Annotated in this window: 17 protein-coding genes; 14 read left to right on the top strand and 3 right to left on the bottom strand. The window is 58.0% G+C overall.

Annotated features, from left to right (window positions below; translation table 11 throughout):
* Positions 1 to 228: 228 nt before the first annotated feature.
* The 13 genes from XH91_RS34300 (at position 229) to XH91_RS34240 (ending at position 12,224) form a co-directional block, all read left to right on the top strand.
* Positions 229 to 732, top strand: coding sequence for a hypothetical protein (locus XH91_RS34300; RefSeq protein WP_283814997.1), 504 nt, complete (start codon positions 229 to 231; stop codon positions 730 to 732).
* Positions 733 to 977: 245 nt separating this feature from the next.
* A complete protein-coding gene (locus XH91_RS34295; protein WP_128929677.1) occupies positions 978 to 2,213 on the top strand; it encodes a pyridoxal phosphate-dependent aminotransferase in 1,236 nt (411 codons plus the stop codon).
* A 317-nt stretch (positions 2,214 to 2,530) separates the two neighbouring features.
* Complete coding sequence (locus XH91_RS34290) at positions 2,531 to 3,292, top strand: maleate cis-trans isomerase family protein (protein WP_128929676.1); 762 nt, start codon at positions 2,531 to 2,533, stop codon at positions 3,290 to 3,292.
* Positions 3,285 to 4,442, top strand: coding sequence for an ABC transporter ATP-binding protein (locus XH91_RS34285; protein ID WP_128929675.1), 1,158 nt, complete (start codon positions 3,285 to 3,287; stop codon positions 4,440 to 4,442). The genes XH91_RS34290 and XH91_RS34285 overlap by 8 nt, the downstream gene beginning before the upstream one ends.
* Positions 4,439 to 5,485: an extracellular solute-binding protein gene (locus XH91_RS34280; protein ID WP_164933833.1), complete on the top strand. Its 1,047-nt coding sequence runs from the start codon at positions 4,439 to 4,441 to the stop codon at positions 5,483 to 5,485. Before XH91_RS34285 ends, XH91_RS34280 begins: the two co-directional genes overlap by 4 nt.
* Positions 5,486 to 5,511: 26 nt before the next feature.
* Complete coding sequence (locus tag XH91_RS34275; protein ID WP_206733165.1) at positions 5,512 to 6,408, top strand: ABC transporter permease; 897 nt, start codon at positions 5,512 to 5,514, stop codon at positions 6,406 to 6,408.
* A 9-nt stretch (positions 6,409 to 6,417) separates the two neighbouring features.
* Positions 6,418 to 7,218, top strand: coding sequence for an ABC transporter permease (locus XH91_RS34270; RefSeq protein WP_128929673.1), 801 nt, complete (start codon positions 6,418 to 6,420; stop codon positions 7,216 to 7,218).
* A 257-nt stretch (positions 7,219 to 7,475) separates the two neighbouring features.
* Positions 7,476 to 7,952 (top strand): acetyl-CoA carboxylase biotin carboxyl carrier protein, encoded by a 477-nt coding sequence (locus tag XH91_RS34265; RefSeq protein ID WP_164933834.1) that lies wholly within the window; start codon positions 7,476 to 7,478, stop codon positions 7,950 to 7,952.
* Positions 7,949 to 8,653 carry a 5-oxoprolinase subunit B family protein gene (locus tag XH91_RS34260; RefSeq protein ID WP_128929671.1) on the top strand — a complete coding sequence of 235 codons (705 nt, stop codon included), beginning with the start codon at positions 7,949 to 7,951 and terminating at the stop codon, positions 8,651 to 8,653. Before XH91_RS34265 ends, XH91_RS34260 begins: the two co-directional genes overlap by 4 nt.
* Entirely contained in the window at positions 8,650 to 9,654 is a 1,005-nt protein-coding gene (locus XH91_RS34255; RefSeq protein WP_128929670.1) for a 5-oxoprolinase subunit C family protein, read from the top strand. The genes XH91_RS34260 and XH91_RS34255 overlap by 4 nt, the downstream gene beginning before the upstream one ends.
* Positions 9,651 to 10,064: an acetyl-CoA carboxylase biotin carboxyl carrier protein gene (locus XH91_RS34250; protein WP_128929669.1), complete on the top strand. Its 414-nt coding sequence runs from the start codon at positions 9,651 to 9,653 to the stop codon at positions 10,062 to 10,064. The genes XH91_RS34255 and XH91_RS34250 overlap by 4 nt, the downstream gene beginning before the upstream one ends.
* A gap of 28 nt (positions 10,065 to 10,092) precedes the next feature.
* On the top strand, positions 10,093 to 10,860 hold the full coding sequence (locus XH91_RS34245; protein ID WP_128929668.1) for a LamB/YcsF family protein: 768 nt from the start codon (positions 10,093 to 10,095) through the stop codon (positions 10,858 to 10,860).
* Complete coding sequence (locus tag XH91_RS34240) at positions 10,860 to 12,224, top strand: acetyl-CoA carboxylase biotin carboxylase subunit (RefSeq protein WP_128929667.1); 1,365 nt, start codon at positions 10,860 to 10,862, stop codon at positions 12,222 to 12,224. Before XH91_RS34245 ends, XH91_RS34240 begins: the two co-directional genes overlap by 1 nt.
* A gap of 137 nt (positions 12,225 to 12,361) precedes the next feature.
* On the opposite strand, the gene XH91_RS34235 is transcribed toward XH91_RS34240, so the two are convergent.
* Both XH91_RS34235 and XH91_RS34230 read right to left on the bottom strand, forming a co-directional pair.
* A complete protein-coding gene (locus XH91_RS34235; RefSeq protein ID WP_249798493.1) occupies positions 12,362 to 13,489 on the bottom strand; it encodes a CaiB/BaiF CoA transferase family protein in 1,128 nt (375 codons plus the stop codon).
* Positions 13,490 to 13,526: 37 nt separating this feature from the next.
* Positions 13,527 to 14,375, bottom strand: coding sequence for an HTD2 family dehydratase (locus XH91_RS34230; protein ID WP_128929665.1), 849 nt, complete (start codon positions 14,373 to 14,375; stop codon positions 13,527 to 13,529).
* A gap of 92 nt (positions 14,376 to 14,467) precedes the next feature.
* On the opposite strand from XH91_RS34230, the gene XH91_RS34225 reads away from it, so the two are divergent.
* Positions 14,468 to 15,403: a LysR substrate-binding domain-containing protein gene (locus tag XH91_RS34225; protein WP_128929664.1), complete on the top strand. Its 936-nt coding sequence runs from the start codon at positions 14,468 to 14,470 to the stop codon at positions 15,401 to 15,403.
* Between the two features lie 198 nt (positions 15,404 to 15,601).
* Here the strand turns inward: XH91_RS34225 and XH91_RS34220 are convergent, their stop codons facing one another.
* Positions 15,602 to 16,861, bottom strand: coding sequence for a Glu/Leu/Phe/Val family dehydrogenase (locus XH91_RS34220; protein WP_128929663.1), 1,260 nt, complete (start codon positions 16,859 to 16,861; stop codon positions 15,602 to 15,604).
* Between the last annotated feature and the right edge of the window lie 59 nt (positions 16,862 to 16,920).

Raw genomic sequence — 16,920 nt, 5'->3', positions numbered from 1 at the left:
GCGCCGACCGGAATGGCGTCAGCCGTGCCAAGTTGACGCCGCGTTTGGGTTTGAAGTGCAACCGCGACAGCGAATTTCGAGATTATTCTCGTCATGCATGGTTGCAGGCGCTTTAGTAATTGGCGTCGTGGCGAGGCGTGATTGATAATTTGGCCCCATAAGCGATCGGTCAATCCTGTCCGCTGTGGCCAGGCCGACAGCAATTGCTCATCGGTGGTAGGATCCGGAATGTCCAGTGACGTGTCGAGCTTTCCCGCACAATTGATGCAGGGCTACGCCGCTTTCATGTTGGACCGCTTTCCTCAGGAACGACAAAGGTTCGATTCATTGGCCGCGCGCGGGGCAGTCACCGGAAGCCCTGGTGATCGGATGTTGCGACAGCCGCGTTTCACCCGAATTGATATTCAATGCGAGACCCGAGGAAATCTTCGTCATCAGAAACGTTGCAGCGCGTACCGCCCTTCGGTGTCGAGGGAGAATTCCACGCCGCCGGGGCTGCTCTGGTTGTGCTCGGTCACGCCCGGTGTGGGGCGTCCCCGCTTATGCCAAAGGCAAGGTATCGGCCTCACCAGAAAGCTTCACGACTCCATGGATGCAACGTCTGGTCCCGGTGGCGCACAGAGCTGGCCGTGTTGCGGCGGCCTGGACGACGATCACACCGACTTGGAGCTGGCTGCGATCGATCAGTCCTTGCTCAATCTAATGAGTTTTCCGTGGTGTGCGATCGCGTAGGTCGCAAGCAGCTCACGTTGCATGGATCGTATTTCGAGATTGCGAACGGTGTTCTGCACATACGAGATCGAGAGACCGGCAAATCTGATCCAGCGTGTGCGGACCGTTTTACGGACGCGATTACCTGTGCATCCGGACGATATCGATGAGGGGGCCGCTCCTGCGCCGATAGGTTTGAAATCGAAATCGGCTCGCGAATGGCCTGCTGCACATCCGGCAGATGACAACGACGAGAGGAACTACCAATGACAGTCTTCGACGCCGCGTCTGCGTCCAACCGCTCCGAGTTTGCCGCACGCGTGAATCGAATTCAACCGTCGCAGAGTGGTGCTGCGGCCCAGCGAGTGCGGGAATTGCAGGCTCAGGGGCGAACAATTCTCAATCTGACCCAGGGTGAACCCGACTTCGACACACCCGATAATGTCGTGCAGGCTGCGCTCGCCGCCATGAAGAGGGGCGAGACGAAGTATACCAACACGGATGGTACGGCAGTCCTGAAAGAGACAATTGCGAAGAAATTCGCGCGTGAGAACGGCCTCTCCTACAAGGTCAGTCAAATTTCGGTCGCCAACGGCGCCAAACAAATCTTATTCAATGCGTTGGCGGCGACGTTGGATCACGGAGACGAGGTCATCATCCCGGCTCCGTACTGGGTGTCGTACCCGGAAATGGTGTCGTTCTTCGGTGGGGTACCCAAAATCGTCGCTTGCCCGGCGGCGAGGAACTTCAAGCTCGATCCGATCGATTTGGAACGTGCGATCACGTCGAGGACTCGGTGGCTCCTCTTGAACTCGCCTTCTAATCCCACGGGGGCCGTATACACGCGCAGGGAGCTGGAGCCAATCATCGATGTATTGCGAAGAAATCCGCACGTCTGGCTCCTTAGCGACGACATATACGAGCATCTTGTCTATGACGGGCTCGAATATTGTACGCCGGCGGCGATCGATCAGTCCGTCGCGGAGCGAACCCTGGTCGTCAATGGCGTCTCGAAGGCCTATTGTATGACGGGTTGGCGCATCGGTTATGCCGCGGGTCCGGCGAAGTTGATATCCCAAATGGCGAAATTGCAATCTCAGGCCACGGCCAATCCATCGTCCATCAGCCAAGCTGCGGCCGTCGAGGCTTTGAACGGGCCGCAAGAGGGGCTTCGAGAGCGAGCAGAGAAATATCAACGACGGCGCAATCTGGTTCTGGAAGGACTCGCGTCCGTGCCCGGGTTGGCTTGCGACAAGCCGTCCGGCGCCTTTTACGTCTTCCCCTCCTGCCGCGACCTGATCGGAAAGCGGACCCCGGACGGAACCGTCCTTGCCGATGACAAGGACTTTTGCAAGTATCTCCTCGATGCCGAAGGGGTGGCGGTGGTGCACGGAGCGGCCTATGGCTTATCGCCCCACTTCAGAATCTCATATGCTACTGCGGACGAAACCTTAAAGGAGGCCTGTGTCCGCATAGCCCGGGCATGCAGTCGACTGAGTTGATGCAGCTCGCTGCCCTGACAATACGTGTGGAGCGATGTCGGACCACATTCGAGCAGCTCATATCGTTTTGCGGTTCATCGGGTCCGTGATGCGAAATGGAGATCTGCGACATGATGTCATCATTGCTCCAGGGCCGCATGAGCTCTCTAACCAGCGTTCTGTATCGCGGCCAAACGGGCGAACCGCCAAGATCAACTCATCGAGCTGGCCGCTGAGCTGGTCTTGCAAAACCGCCTCCACGAAAGTCGAGGTATTTGGTAGCTTGAAATAATACTACCAAATGGCTAGCCTCAAAGCGATCGACAAGGGAGGAAGTAATGGCCGCCATTCGACGGATAGGTATCCTCGCGCCGCCGATAAATGTGGCTATGGAAACCGAGCTACCGTCCTACGTTCCTCCCAATGTCAAGCTCAATCACAACAGGCTCACCAAACCCGGCACCGCTATAGCGAAGGAAGCGCAGCTCGCTATGGCCAACTCGTTGGATCGAGCGGCCTCGGATCTCGCACAGGCGAATCCGGAGGTGATAGTTTACGGATGTACGAGTGCCAGCTTCCTAGAGGGGCTAGGCAACGAAGCCAAGCTAGCCGACCGCATCACGATGTTGACCGGAATTCCCGCTGTCACCACTTCAACAGCCGTCATCGAAGCCTTGAAGGCCGTTCGGGCGACCAGAGTATTCATGCTCACTCCCTATCCGGATCTAATCAACAAGGAAGAGGCCCTCTTTCTGCAGCACTATGGCTTCGGCGTGGAGGCCGTCGATTCCTTCTTTTGCGCAGATGGACGACAGATCCTGACCATCTCGTCGGCGGACGTTGCCTCCAAGGTGCTCTCAAGCCGTGAGGTCATTTCAAGGTGTGACGCCGTGTTTGTCAGTTGCACCAATTTGCTGGTGATGGATCAAATCGACCGATTGGAAAGGGAATTGAACCTGCCGGTTGTCACCTCGAACCAAGCCTCTCTTTGGGCGGCACTCCGAAGGATGAAGATCGATGTCACCTCAACGGGGGTAGGCCGCCTGTTCAAGGAGCGGCGGCCACAAGAAGCACCGGTATTCGAGTTGAGCAATGCCTAACCGCGCCGTCAGGATCGTCGAACCGCCAGCATGCTCGATCGATTCCGACGCGGATAGAGTGGCCGCGCTCGAAATCATCGAAGTGTCGAAACGATTTGGAGATAACTCGATCGTCGACAACTTGTCATTGACGGTCAAGCAGGGCGAATTTTTGACATTTTTGGGACCGTCAGGCTGCGGTAAATCAACGACCTTGCGCATGATCGCGGGGTTCGAGCAGCCGGACGCGGGATCAATCAAGATCGGCGGCCATGTGATGACGGGCGTTGCGCCTTATCGGCGTCCCGTCGGCTTGGTCTTCCAAGGTTTGGCGCTATTTCCGCACCTTACTGTCGAGGAGAACATCGCCTTCGGGCTGGCGGTGAAAAAGGTCAAACGCGACGAAATCGTAGCAAGAGTACGCGAGGCGCTCGCGTTGGTGGATCTGAGCGAGCTCGGACGACGTCGGATACAACAGATATCGGGCGGTCAACGTCAACGCGTGGCCCTGGCGCGCGCGCTGGTCACTGGCCCGTCCGTTCTCCTGCTGGATGAGCCCTTCGGTGCACTGGACTTCAAGCTGCGCCGCCAGATGCAGATCGAATTGAAGCGTATCCAGCACCAAGTCGGCACAACATTCGTATTCGTGACTCATGATCAGGAAGAGGCGATGATCCTGTCGGATCGGATAGCCGTTTTCAATCATGGAAAGCTCGAACAATTGGGCAGCGCGCGTGAGGTCTACGAGAACCCGAAGAATGCATTCGTCGGAGGCTTCCTCGGGGATATCAACATCTTCGTCGGCCACGTGCAGTCTCTCGAGAAAAACGGTGCGAGTCTGCACCTGAGCGAGGTCTCGGCCGACGCTCTGATAGTGGCAACTCCAGAGATGAAAATCGGCGCAGAAGTCGCGATATCGATTCGTCCCGAGAACGTACGTGTGGGACGCGAAGTGTGGGGTAACAGTTGTCTTATGGTCGGCCAGATCGTGGCGAACATCTATATGGGCGCGACCGTCCGTCAAAGCGTTGTGGTCGACGACAAGGTCGTGGTGGTGGATACGACGGCCCGGCATGTGCAGCAGCAAGGCCTGCTTCCGGGAACTCAGGTCAAGTTGGCATGGGATTTGGAGGACGCCATCGTTTTCGCGAACAAGGAGGTGCGGAAGTGAAGCACGCTGCCGGTCTATTGATGGCCCTGAGCTTGTTCAGCCTTTCGACGACGGTTGCGTGCGCCGCCGACGGAGAAGTTGTCATGGGCACCTGGGGAGGAGGCAACAGCGAGATGTGGCGAGAGAAAGTCGGCAAGCCGTTCTCCGCGTCGTCCGGTATCGTGGTCAAGATCCGCGACTGGTCGGATCCGGAGCCGACGTTAAGAGCCCAAGCGAGAAAACCTCAGTTCAACGTCGCACTGGGCACCTGCTACAACGCCGCAAATCTCCAAAAGGATGGATTGCTGGAAAGCTTTAAGAAGGAAGACTTCCCCGAACTGGCTAATTTCGAGAAGTCGTCCTATCTGATAGACCAGAACGGCGAAGTTTACGCTTTCGGCATCTACTTTCAGTATTACGGGGCCGCATTCAACAGCGATCAGGCAAAAGCGTCAGACTTCGAGTCCTGGCGGGCATTGGCCGACCCGAAATTCAAGGATAAAGTCGCTATCGCCCGGCCGATCTATGCTGCTCCCAATGATTTGGTTCTCTTTGCGAAAGTCGGAGGGGGCGACGAAAACAACATTCAGCCCGGCATTCCTCTGCTTACGTCGATCGCGCGTAATGCTCTGACTGTCACGAACTCCACTGCTCAGATGAATGCCCTGCTGTCGCGCGGAGAGGTCACGGCGGGAGCCTACTATTCGAGCCGCGTCTGGACCATGCGGGCTTCCGGTGTAAAGAACGTCGATATCACAATACCCTCCGAAGGAGGATTGCTGCTGTCATATTTCTTGATCGTGCCGAAAGGCGCGAAGAATCTGGACGCCGTGAAAGCCTGGATAAACTATGCTTTAAGGCCAGCACCAGAATTGGCCATGCTTGATGCGTCTGGCTTCCTACCGCTCAATCAAACTGCCGCGCTTAGCCAGGAACAGCTCAAGGAGGTTGGTTCGCCGCAATCGTTGCGTTCGAAACTTTACCAGCCAGACTGTTCGGTGCTTGCCGCGAACCAGGAGAAGCGGGTCAATTTGGTCGAACAAATCTACTCTCAGGTCAAGTAAGCAATAAATTGGAAAGCGGCGGGTCAATGACGGATGTCGGAACTGAGAGGACGACCCGGCGGCACAGCGGCAGCGGAATGTTGTTCAAGGCGCGGCCGGTAAAAGTCGACTCCCAATTTCTTCTTCTCGTTCCAACTAGCGTACCGTTGATGCTTCTGGCGATCGGTGTCATCTCACTCGTGGTCGGCTCGTTCACGTCGAACAACGAATTGAGCTTCGCGCAATACCAGGCAGTCTTGGCGCGTAAAGATTACATTGAGACTCTTTATCGAACGATTTGGTTGGCCGGTCTCACGACCTCGATTTCGCTCCTGATAAGCTATCCCACTGCCTACTGGATCGCGCGATATCCGGGAAGGCGCGACATCTTTCTCATCATTCTGATGATGCCCTGGTTGGTAAGCGTCGTCGTGCGAACGTACGGCTGGATAGTGATCCTGGGCAAGAAAGGGGTCATTAGCCAGGCGTTGATGTCATCAGGCCTGATCGCGGGTCCATTAGAAATCCTGTTCAGTCCGACCGCCATCGTGATCGGGCTGGTTCATGTATTCTCACCCTTCATGATCCTTGCGATAGTGACAGTTCTGATCCGGCTGGACAAATCACTGGAGGAGGCGGCAGCCAGTCTCGGCGCGGGACCGTTTGAAACGTTCCGCAGGGTACTGTTGCCGTTGAGCTTTCCTGGGATCGTGACGGGCAGCATCATCGTGTTTCTGATGTCAATGGGATCGGTGGTCACTCCTCTGTTGCTCGGCAGCATGCGTGACAAGATGCTTGGTGCGCAAATTTATCAAGATGTCTTTCAACTCTTCAATTTTCCGAAGGCCGCGGCGCTAGCGATGATTCTTTGCGTCGCTGCCCTGGCGGTCGTGCTGCCTCTGCAGCTACTCGAGGCTCGTGCGAAGAAAAGTGCGGCCTCTTAGGGAGGTAGGATGAAAGTCGCTTGCCGCATAGTCGCCGTCCTAGTGCTCGCCTTTTTGCTCGCACCGATTGTGGTCGTGGTGCTGTCCTCATTCTTCGAGTCGGGATTCATCGAAGTTCCGCTCAGCCAGCCTTCACTGAAGTGGTACAGTCAATTCTTCAGTAGCGACGAGTGGATTTTAACGGCGGCCGACAGCGTCGTCATTGCTTTTGTTGTCGCGGTGGCGAGCACTGCCCTAGCGCTGACAACCGCATTGGTGACCGCGCGCCGCCATTTTTGGGGCCGCGCATCATTCGAGTTCATGATTTTGGTGCCGCTGGTATTGCCGCACGCCGCAATGGGTGTCGTGATGCTGACCGTGATCGGATCGCTCGGCTGGAATGGAACGTATAGCGGCATTGTGCTGGCCCATACAATCCTAGCGTTACCCTTCGCTTATCGACCGATCCTGAACAACATGCGGAGCCTTGAGAAGGATGTCGAGGAGGCGGCGATGAATCTGGGCGCGACGCCCGTCGTGATGTTCTTCAAGGTTATTCTTCCACTGATGCGGCCGGGCATTGTCACGGCACTCATCTTCAGTTTTATCATTTCGTTCGACGAGTCGACCGTGACGCTCTTCCTAATCGGACCCGACGCCACAACTCTGCCAGTCAAGATTTTTGCCGCGATACAGGAGGACGCAAGTCCGATTATATCGGCAATTTCGACGATGTTGATCGGAGCAACCGTCTTTGTACTGATCGCTGTGCAGAGGTTGGTTGGCTTGGAGGCGTTTGCTGAGGCCGAGGGAGGGCCAGGCCGGCGATAGCAACGGCTGCTGTGTAGAAGGCGTCCGGTCTCTTCCGACAGGAGGTGCTTGACGGCGGAAAAAAGAAGCTGCCGTCAGCCGGGGCTATATGCATCATATGCATGAAAGTAGGTACTTTTGTTATTGGCGTTGTTTTGGCGAACTGTTTTTAGTGTTGCCCAGCATATGGCTGGCACGCAGCTCCATCGAGGATCGATGGCTGAATGGCTTCGACGTTTGCGACGCAAGAAGATGAGTCTTGGAGACGAAAAGGAGCCATGAAAAGCGAAGACTTCAAGATGATCTCAAAGCTCATTGGCTTGATGCATGGATCAGGGGTCGAGGAGCTGGAAGCATCCGACGGAGACTTGCGCGTAAAGATCACGATGTTTGCGGCCGCACAGGGTAGGCAGGAAATGCATGGGGCGGCGCCTTCCGATCCGCCAGTTGATGCGACCGTGTCGAACGAAGCCGTCGACGAAACGACGTCGTTCGTCTGCGCTTCAATGCAGGGCATTTTCCATCGCGCGCCCGCGCCGGGTGCCGAACCTTTCGTAGTAGTTGGAAGCCGGATCTCCACAGGTCAGCAGGTCGGCATCATCGAAGCGATGAAGCTCTTCACTCCACTGCTCGCTCCGACAGCCGGTGTAATCGAGCAAATATTGGTGGAAAACGGAGTGGAAGTGCAGGCCGAACGGCCATTGTTCAAGGTGAAGTGCAATAGCAATACCAGTAGCGATGGCGAAGCGACATGAAGCCTTCCAGGCCGATAGAGTTTGCAAACCCGCAGGTGAGCTTGTGCGGAAGTGCGGCGCTCTTGTTCGATGCGGAGGGGCCGATGTGTCTACCCACACAGGAGCGTATCTGGACTCTTAGCAAGCAGGTCGGTCAATGGGACGTGGTTGTCGATACTCAAGTCGGTATGAATAATCTTCTCGTCCTGTTCGACTCTTCGAAGGCCGATCCGGAAGCACTTGCATCGAGACTTCTGGAGAGCTGGAGGAAAGTTGAACCGGGCGGTCCACAAGGGAAGCTTCTTGAGGTTGGTGTCGTTTATGGAGGCGATCGCGGCATGGACCTTGGTGAACTGGCTGCTCATCACGGTATCGATCCGGAGACCGTCGTAAAGCTGCATTCCACTCCGGAATATGTCGTGTTCGCGCCCTCCACGACGCCGGGATTCGGCTATCTCTTCGGTTTAGACCCACGTCTCTTCACACCTCGAAGAAAGGTGCCCGTGGTGCGTCCGTTTGGGGGAAATGTGACGATCGGGGGCGGGCAATCAAATCTTGGAAATCCTCGCGGCGCCGGTGGGCCACCGACGTTTCCGACCGGCTGGTACGTCATCGGGCACGTACCGGAGGCGCCGGTGCCGTTTGATCTAAGTCGCAATCCGCCAAATCTTCTCGATGTCGGTGATCGAATTCGCTTCCGCGTGGAGCGCATAGAGAGATGATTGAGGTTGTTCAGACTCCGCCGCTCAACTCCGTGCAGGATGACGGCCGTGTCGGCTTTCGAGGATTTGGGATTGGACGATCCGGGGCGATGGATCACGTGGCCTTGGCGGCGGCCAATGCGCTTTTGGGAAACGAGGAGAACGCGGCCGCCATCGAACTGCAATTGTATCCGTTCGCGGTGAAGTTTCATTCTGACACTCTTTTTGTGCTTACAGGCGCGACAGCTCGTGCAAAGCTCGATGGCGTGGCGGTACTTCCTTGGTGGGTGACGCCGGCTCGCGGCGGCCAAAAGCTTGTGGTGTCCGAGCCGGTGGACGGTTTGCGGACGTATTTGGCGATCGCCGGTGGCGTCGAAGTTCCCGTAATACTCGGATCTCGCAGTACGCAGCTGCGCGATGGCTTCGGCGGCTTTGAAGGGCGCTCGCTTAAGGCCGGAGACCAATTGGAGGTAGGGCACGCCGCTCCGGTCACTCTGCGGGATTTAGGAGGATATGGCGCCAGTCCAGCCTTGTCTGAGCTGCCGTCGGCGACGTGGGCGGGCAGCAGCCCGGGGGGAGTCATCCTCCGCGTCATTACGGCATCGGAGTACGACCTGTTCGACGAATCCTCCAAAACCGCCTTTTGGACCACACCTTGGACGATTTCCACGAAAAGCAGCCGGATGGGCTATCATCTTACGGGCGCGACACTGTGCCGGACGCATGACGTGGAAATGAGGTCGCACCCGATCGTACCTGGCGTCATTCAGGTGCCGCCTTCCGGTGATCCGGTGATACAACTGGCGGACGGTAACTCTGCGGGCGGTTACCCGAAGATTGGTGTCGTCATCGAGCCCGATCTTTGGCGGATTGGGCAAGCAAGGCCAGGCCAGTGTCTTCACTTCGTTCGGTGCAGCTTCGCCGAAGCTCGCGATGTCGAGAGGGTGACGCGCAGCTACATCGAGGAGATCCGACGGTTGGCAAAGTTTTGTAGGTGTTCCCCGCGAGCGAAGCTCCCATGAGCATCGAGTCTTGGGAATTAGCGGAGTTGATCGCCCAAATGAAACGGGCAGGCGTGAAAGAGTTGGAGGCGCAACGCGGAGAGAGTTCGATCCGCCTCTCTCTGGGCCGGCACAACCGCAAAATGGTGGGGACGAGAGCGCTAGAGCTGGCTGGCGTCGAGCGGACCGACGCAGCCACGTTCGTTCGGGCTCCTGCTGTGGGTAGGTTCTCGAATAGACACCCGTTGGGAGAGGCGACGACCGTAGGAGATCACGTTCAAGAAGGTGACTTGCTCGGGGTGATCGCTATCGGACCAATCTTCAGGCCGGTGATCGCGCCCGTCGCCGGTCGTGTGATCGAGCAGGTCTGCCGCAGTGAGAGCGACGTCGAATACGGAACGACGCTATACCGCATAATGGCATCGGGCTGAAACGAAGGTCCTGCCGAAAGGAGCACCCATGGAGATTGATCTCAATTCTGATCTTGGCGAAGGCCTTGGCCGTTGGAGGATGGGAGACGACGAGGCGCTGATGAAGCTGGTCTCATCAGCGAACGTCGCTTGCGGCTTTCACGCGGGCGATGCGGTCATCATGACGCGCATGGTCGAGGCAGCGAAAGAGAACGGCGTAGCTCTCGGCGCACATGTCGGGCTGCCGGACATACTCGGTTTCGGGCGTATCCCGATGAAGATCGATCCGCGTGACATGCAGAAGCATGCGCTTTATCAACTGGGTGCGCTTTCTGCTATCGCGAAGGTCAATGGCTACAAGGTTACCCACGCGGGGACCCATGGCGCCCTGGGCCAGATGGCACAGGAAAACAAGGAATATATCGAGAAGATTCTCGAAGTGTTCGCGGCGTTCGACAGGGATCTGATCATCGCGGCTTCGGTCAAGAGTCACGCAGGCACATTCGCGAAGTCGCTCGGATTGCGGGTGGTAGGCAAGATCTTTGCTGACCGGGCATACGACGACGAGGCTCGCTTGGTTAATCGGCGACATCCGGGCGCACTTATCACCGATCTGACCGAGGTTGCGAGGAGAATGAGCCAGTTCCTCGATGACGGGACTATCACGTCCGTGTCGGGAAAGCGGATCAAGGTCGACGCAAAATGTGTCCTGGTCCATAGCGATACTCCGGGCGCTGTGGAAATCGCGAGAGCCGTAAGGACGGTGGTCGAAGACGGCGGAGGACGTATCGTTCCGCTAACGGAGCTTGCGGCGTAATGTCGGTGCGGTCCATATTGATCGCTAATCGAGGCGAGATAGCGCTCCGGATCATTCGCGCGTGTCGGACGCTGGGGCTGCGAACAATCGCTGTCTGCTCCGAGGCAGATCGAGGGGCGGCTTACCTTGCTCTTGCCGATCGAGCGGTCTGCATCGGCGGCGCGGCGGCAGATACGAGCTATCTGGATATTGGGGCGGTGATGCTCGCAGCAGCCGCCGTTGGTGCCGACGCAATTCACCCCGGATACGGGTTCTTGTCGGAGAACGGAGACTTCGCGGAAGCGGTCGAAGGCGCTGGGCTCATCTTCATTGGTCCGACCTCCGATGTTGTCCGGCTAATGGGGGATAAGATCGCCGCGAAGGCGAAAATGCGCGAGCTCGGCGTGCCTTGCGTTGCGGGAAGTCATGGCGCGCTTCCCGATGATCCGCAGCTCTGCCAAGCGTGTGCGACCGAGGTTGGGTACCCTCTTATCATTAAGGCGGCGGGCGGCGGCGGCGGTCGCGGCATGCGGATCGTACGAGACAGCGCAAGTCTCCACCAAGCGATCGGAGCCACGCGGGAGGAGGCGAGGCGGGCATTTGCCAATCCGACGATCTACCTGGAGAAATTTTTGGAGCACCCGAGGCACGTCGAGATCCAGGTCATCTGCGATGGGGGAGGCGAGGGAGTATGGCTCGGCGCCCGCGACTGCTCGATGCAGCGCCGCCACCAGAAATTAATTGAAGAGGCGCCGCCGCCAGGCGTGCCTGAGGCCAATATCGCCGAACTTGGGGAGCGCTGTGTAGCCGCTTGCCGGGCGATCGGCTATCGCGGCGTAGGCACCTTCGAATTTCTCTACCAGGACGGGATATTCGCTTTCATCGAGATGAATACGCGCATACAGGTCGAACATCCAATAACCGAGGAAACCAGCGGCATCGATATCGTGCGCGAGCAGATTCGGGTGGCATTGGGCGAGCCGCTCGGACTTCGTCAATCCGAGGTCACCTGCAGAGGCCATGCTATTGAGTGCCGGATCAATGCGGAACATCCTTTCGACGGCATTCCTTCTCCTGGTCGTGTTGAGAGCTGGCTGGCTCCGGGCGGACCGGGAATTCGGGTCGATACCCATATCGTGGCAGGTTCGGAAGTCCCTTCACACTACGACTCCTTGATAGCCAAGGTGATCGCTAGGGGCGAGGATCGTTCGGAGTGTATCGAGCGCATGCTTTCGGCCTTGGCAGACCTGCGCGCAGAGGGTATCCGGTTGAACACCGAGCTTCACTCGGTGGTATTGAAGGACGCGTCCTTTCGGGACGCGCGCCTTAGCATCCACTCCTTGGAAGACATCCTTCGACGGCGCGCCTCGTCCGATCGACGGTGAGCGTGATAGGCGACGGCCCGTCGAACCTAATGTGCAATCGAGCACGCATCAAAGGCGGGCAGCCTTGGGCGAATTCGTGCAGTGCGAGATCGCGTCCGATCGAGTCGATGACTTCGGGCTCGGGTCCCAGGAAGATATCAGCTCTCGCGGAACTCGGTCAGACCGAATTCCTTCAAGACGGCCTCGGTATGTTGTCCGAGGGACGGCACCGGGTCCATACGCGGCTGCCAGGACTCACCGCTAATTGGTCGCAAAGATGGCATCGGGCCCGCCGGGGTTTCGATATAAGCCCAGCGCTTGCGGCTGCGCAGTTGCGGATGATCCCACACGGCGGACATGTCATTCACGCGAGCCGTACCGATCCCGGCGGTCTCGAGGCGCGAGATGGCTTCGTTCGACGGCAGCTTGCGGAACGTGTCACAGATGACGGCATCGATCTCAGCTCGCTCTTTCATCCGGCCCGCATTGCCCTTAAAGCGTGCTTCGCTGGCCCACTCGGGCCGTTGTAAGACGATCGTCGTGAACGCGGCCCACTCGCGATCATTTTGAAGTCCGAAAAGTACCATGCCATCAGCAGTTTCGTAGGGCCCATATGGGAAGATCGTGGCATGGCCAGCTCCCGCCCGAGCCGGAGGTTGTGCTCCGTCCATCGCATAGTAAAGCGGATATCCCATCCATTCCACCATGGCCTCCAGCATCGAGACTTCGACATGATCGCCCTGTCCGCTTTTGGCTCGACGCAGCAAGCAGGCCAAAATGCCCTGAAAAGCCATTGTGCCCGCAGCGATGTCAGCAATCGAGATGCCGGCCTTTGCAACGGCGTCCGGCGTGCCGGTCGTTGACAAAAAGCCGGCCTCCGCCTGAATCAGTAGATCGTATGCTTTGCGCTTCTCCCACGGCCCATTCGGACCGTATCCAGATATGTTGCAAGTAATCAGCTGCTTGTATGTGGAGCGCAGCACGCCATCGGCGAGCCCTAGGCGGGCAGCTGCCCCTGGAGCAAGATTTTGCACAAACACGTCTGCGTGCGCGATGAGCCGTTGCACGGCTTCCAACGCTCCCGGCCGTTTCAGGTCGAAGGTGACGCTCTCTTTCGACCGATTGGTCCAGACGAAATGACTGGCAAGACCACGCGCACGCGTATCATAGGCCCGAGCAAAGTCGCCACCATCGGGCCGTTCGATCTTTATGACTCGGGCGCCGAGGTCGGCAAGCTGACGCGTGCAATAGGGAGCCGCGATTGCCTGCTCGATTGCGATGACCAATACCCCGTCCAGTGGCCGCGTCACGACACCTCCGACCTTAGATTGTAGCTTCCGCCTTCATGATAAGCTCGTCCCGATCGTTCGTGGCCCACAGCAGGATTTTTCCGGTTTCGTCCGGCGGACTGCCATTCAGATGAAGTTCGCTGCCGTCGAAAAGCGGCGACACCGCGCGGAAGGAATATGCCTTCACCACCACTGAGGAAGGGAGACTGCGCCTAACGAGATCGATCAGGAGAGTAGCAATGAGCGGACCATGGACGATCAGGCCTGGATAACCTTCCACCGCAAAGACGTACGTTCGGTCATAGTGAATACGATGGCCGTTGAACGTGAGAGCCGAATAGCGAAACAGCATGACGGTATCCGGCACGATGCTGCGATGCCATGGTCCTTTCGGTGCAGTTGATCTCGCTCTGTCGGCGGGCGCTGTGACATCTCGATAGACAATGTCGTGATGGTCCGTCAGAAGTAGATGGCCGTTCTCGTCGTGGACGGCGTGCCCTACCGTGACGAACACCAGAGGGCCGGTCGTACCTTGTTTGGACGTCACGCTTTCGATCGTCGATGTCCGCTTGACATGCATGCCCACGCGCAGCGGGCTCTTAAAGGTGAGCCTGCTGCCCGCCCACATCCGCCGGGGAAGGTCATGGATGGGAGGAAGAAAGCCCCCGCGCTTGGGATGCCCGTCAGGCCCTAATGTCGATTGCCGTTCGTTAGGTAGAAAATACAACCAGTGGGCCAGCGGAGGCAGCGCAACCCCCGTTGAATAGAGCTGGTGGTCGGTTTCGAGGGTCGCATCCAGACGCTCAATCGGACTGGCTGTCACCATGTCTTCCTGGGTTACTGTGCGCCCGATCCATTCCTGGTAGTCGTGTCCGTCAACCATCTAGACCTCTCGTTCTGGTCGAACCTATTGGATATCGCTGGTGGACCAACAGTCGTATTATCCAGCAACAGCATTCGGAGTTGGAGAAAGGCATGCATTTCGATCTGGTGGATCTGCGGCTGCTTGTGCTCGTCGTGGACAGAGGTGGGCTTGCCGCGGCAGCCAGACATGCCAACCTCTCTGTTTCTGCGCTGTCCGAACGCATGAAATCGCTAGAGGAGCGGGCTGGCCTGCAGTTGTTCGAGCGTACGGTCAAAGGGACACGACCGACCTCAGCGGGACTGGAGTTCGCCGGGCACGCCCGCAGCATACTTATGCAGGCAGAGCGGCTGAGCGGGGCGGTCCGATCGTGGAGAAAGCGCGAACGGGGCCTGATACGGATGCGGGCCAATTCGAATGCCATCGCAAGCTTCCTTCCGGATGTCTTGGCGAGCTATCTCGCCCGGCATCCCGACGTGACGGTCGATCTCCAGGAGCAGACGTCGGATCTCATCGCGGTGGCGGTAAGAGCGGGTGAAGCAGACCTCGGAATTGCCGCCGAGAATGCGCAGTTTGAAGGGCTGCGAACGGAGCCATTCGGAGTGGACCGCCTTGTCGTACTGGTTCCTCCGGGGCATTGGCTCGCCGACTACACCTCAATAGGGTTCGCCGAGGTGTTGAACGAGCACTTCATCGGCCTAGATGAGCAGGCATCCATTCAGACATATCTCGCCGATCATGCGCGAAGGCTCGGTCGAGAGCTGGTCATCCGCATACGTTTGCGAGGGTTTGAAAGTGTTTGCCGCATGGTGGCTGCGGGCGCCGGCGTTGCCGTCGTCCCAGTAAGCGTCATCTCTTCTTCGGTGAAGGACGCAGGAGCGCGGGCTGTCGAGTTGTCGGATAACTGGGCCCAACGCAATCTTGTGGTCTGCCTCCCGGTCGATCGTCCCGTATCAGATCTGGTGCAGAGACTAATAGCGGACATAGCGAGGTCTACTAGGTCTCGATTCGCCGAAATCGGCGGAGATGCCGGCCCCCTGCGGACATAATCAGCCAGTGTTCGCCCACCGCGAGGGCGGCTTTCGGCAGAAACGAGTTTACAAAGAGTTCGCCGCGTGCGCTTTAGATCTCGGCCTCGCATGAGGCGTTTCCTCCCTGACTCGCCGAGGCCTTCAAAGGTCTCGGCATTTTCGTGAGATGAGGATGGGCAGAGTGCCGCTCGCCGTTAGCGAAGAATGGTGAGCTTATTATGGGAAAAGCCCTCGGGTCGTTTTCGCTGCCCGCACTCGTTCGACACCTATGGCCATGGCGGCGGTTCGATGAGAGACGTTGTCACGAGCGGCGCGGGTAACCATATCGTTGAATGCGCGATCGAGGATCTGATATTCCCTCCGCATAACCTCTTCTTCTTCCCAGAACAATTGCTGGAGGTCTTGAAGCCACTCGAAATAACTCACGATCACGCCGCCCGAGTTACAGAGAATATCCGGTATGAGGAATATCTCGTTGCGGCGCCTCTCTAGGACCAGATCAGCCTCCGGAGTGGTCGGGCCGTTGGCGCCCTCAGCAAGCACGCGACATCGCAGATCCCGCGCCACGCGATCATCGATCACCCGCTCCATGGCTGCTGGCACAAGGACGTCGCAAGGAAGCTGCAGGAGCTCGGCTGGATCGAGACGGGGCGCTTCGTGATAATCAGACAGACTTCCGTGCCTCGCCGCATGACGGATCAACTGTGTGACGTTGAGGCCTGCACGGTCGTAAAATGCGCCCGTGTGGTCGCCGACACCTACTATCTTGACGCCGCTCCTGCTCAACTCCAGTGCCGCGTACGAGCCGACGTTGCCGAAGCCTTGAACCACCGCGGTCGCCGTCGACCAGTCGATCGACAGATCCTTCAAAACTCGTTTGGCCAGATGGGCGACGCCGCGTCCTGTCGCCTCCCGACGCCCTAAGGTGCCTCCCGCGCCAACAGGCTTGCCGGTTACGATCTCCGTTACGGTACGCCCCTGGTACATGGAATACGTGTCCATGAACCACGCCATCACTTGCTCGTTGGTGCCCATATCGGGAGCCATGACGTCGACGTGCGGACCCACGAACGGAATCATCTCCTGCATATAGCGGCGCGAGAGCGCCTCAAGCTCTCGGTGGGAAATCTTCGCTGGATCGACACGAATACCGCCCTTCGCGCCGCCATAGGGTAGTCCGACCAGTGCGCATTTCCAGCTCATCCAAATCGCGAGGGCGGCGACTTCGCCGATATCAACACTAGCGGCAAAGCGCGTTCCTCCCTTGGTCGGCCCGAGTGTAAGGTGATGCTGGACTCGATAGCCCTCGAATACGGAGATCGACCCGTCATCACAATGGATGGGGCAAGAAACCGAGATGGCGCGCTTGGGAAGAAGCAAGCGGCTGCGTTCGTCGATGGGAATTGCCAGATGATCGGCAATCACGGTGAACTGTCGTGAAGCCATCTCGAAGACGGGCCCACTATAGATGCTCATTTTGGCTCCGATTTATCAATAAGCGACGGCCCGGGAGCAATCGACTAAGCGCCCGCGAG

This window comes from Bradyrhizobium guangzhouense, from assembly GCF_004114955.1.
GTDB lineage: Bacteria > Pseudomonadota > Alphaproteobacteria > Rhizobiales > Xanthobacteraceae > Bradyrhizobium > Bradyrhizobium guangzhouense.
Note: the sequence above shows the minus strand (reverse complement) of the source record. Positions and strands in the feature narration are given on the sequence as shown.

Bases quoted from the DNA above. Each gene is read 5' to 3' on its own strand.
- XH91_RS34300 (WP_283814997.1), top strand. From the start codon at position 229: ATGTCCAGTGACGTGTCGAGCTTTCCCGCACAATTGATGCAGGGCTAC.
- XH91_RS34295 (WP_128929677.1), top strand. From the start codon at position 978: ATGACAGTCTTCGACGCCGCGTCTGCGTCCAACCGCTCCGAGTTTGCC.
- XH91_RS34290 (WP_128929676.1), top strand. From the start codon at position 2,531: ATGGCCGCCATTCGACGGATAGGTATCCTCGCGCCGCCGATAAATGTG.
- XH91_RS34285 (WP_128929675.1), top strand. From the start codon at position 3,285: ATGCCTAACCGCGCCGTCAGGATCGTCGAACCGCCAGCATGCTCGATC.
- XH91_RS34275 (WP_206733165.1), top strand. From the start codon at position 5,512: ATGACGGATGTCGGAACTGAGAGGACGACCCGGCGGCACAGCGGCAGC.
- XH91_RS34270 (WP_128929673.1), top strand. From the start codon at position 6,418: ATGAAAGTCGCTTGCCGCATAGTCGCCGTCCTAGTGCTCGCCTTTTTG.
- XH91_RS34265 (WP_164933834.1), top strand. From the start codon at position 7,476: ATGAAAAGCGAAGACTTCAAGATGATCTCAAAGCTCATTGGCTTGATG.
- XH91_RS34260 (WP_128929671.1), top strand. From the start codon at position 7,949: ATGAAGCCTTCCAGGCCGATAGAGTTTGCAAACCCGCAGGTGAGCTTG.
- XH91_RS34255 (WP_128929670.1), top strand. From the start codon at position 8,650: ATGATTGAGGTTGTTCAGACTCCGCCGCTCAACTCCGTGCAGGATGAC.
- XH91_RS34250 (WP_128929669.1), top strand. From the start codon at position 9,651: ATGAGCATCGAGTCTTGGGAATTAGCGGAGTTGATCGCCCAAATGAAA.
- XH91_RS34245 (WP_128929668.1), top strand. From the start codon at position 10,093: ATGGAGATTGATCTCAATTCTGATCTTGGCGAAGGCCTTGGCCGTTGG.
- XH91_RS34240 (WP_128929667.1), top strand. From the start codon at position 10,860: ATGTCGGTGCGGTCCATATTGATCGCTAATCGAGGCGAGATAGCGCTC.
- XH91_RS34230 (WP_128929665.1), bottom strand. From the start codon at position 14,375: ATGGTTGACGGACACGACTACCAGGAATGGATCGGGCGCACAGTAACC.
- XH91_RS34225 (WP_128929664.1), top strand. From the start codon at position 14,468: ATGCATTTCGATCTGGTGGATCTGCGGCTGCTTGTGCTCGTCGTGGAC.
- XH91_RS34220 (WP_128929663.1), bottom strand. From the start codon at position 16,861: ATGAGCATCTATAGTGGGCCCGTCTTCGAGATGGCTTCACGACAGTTC.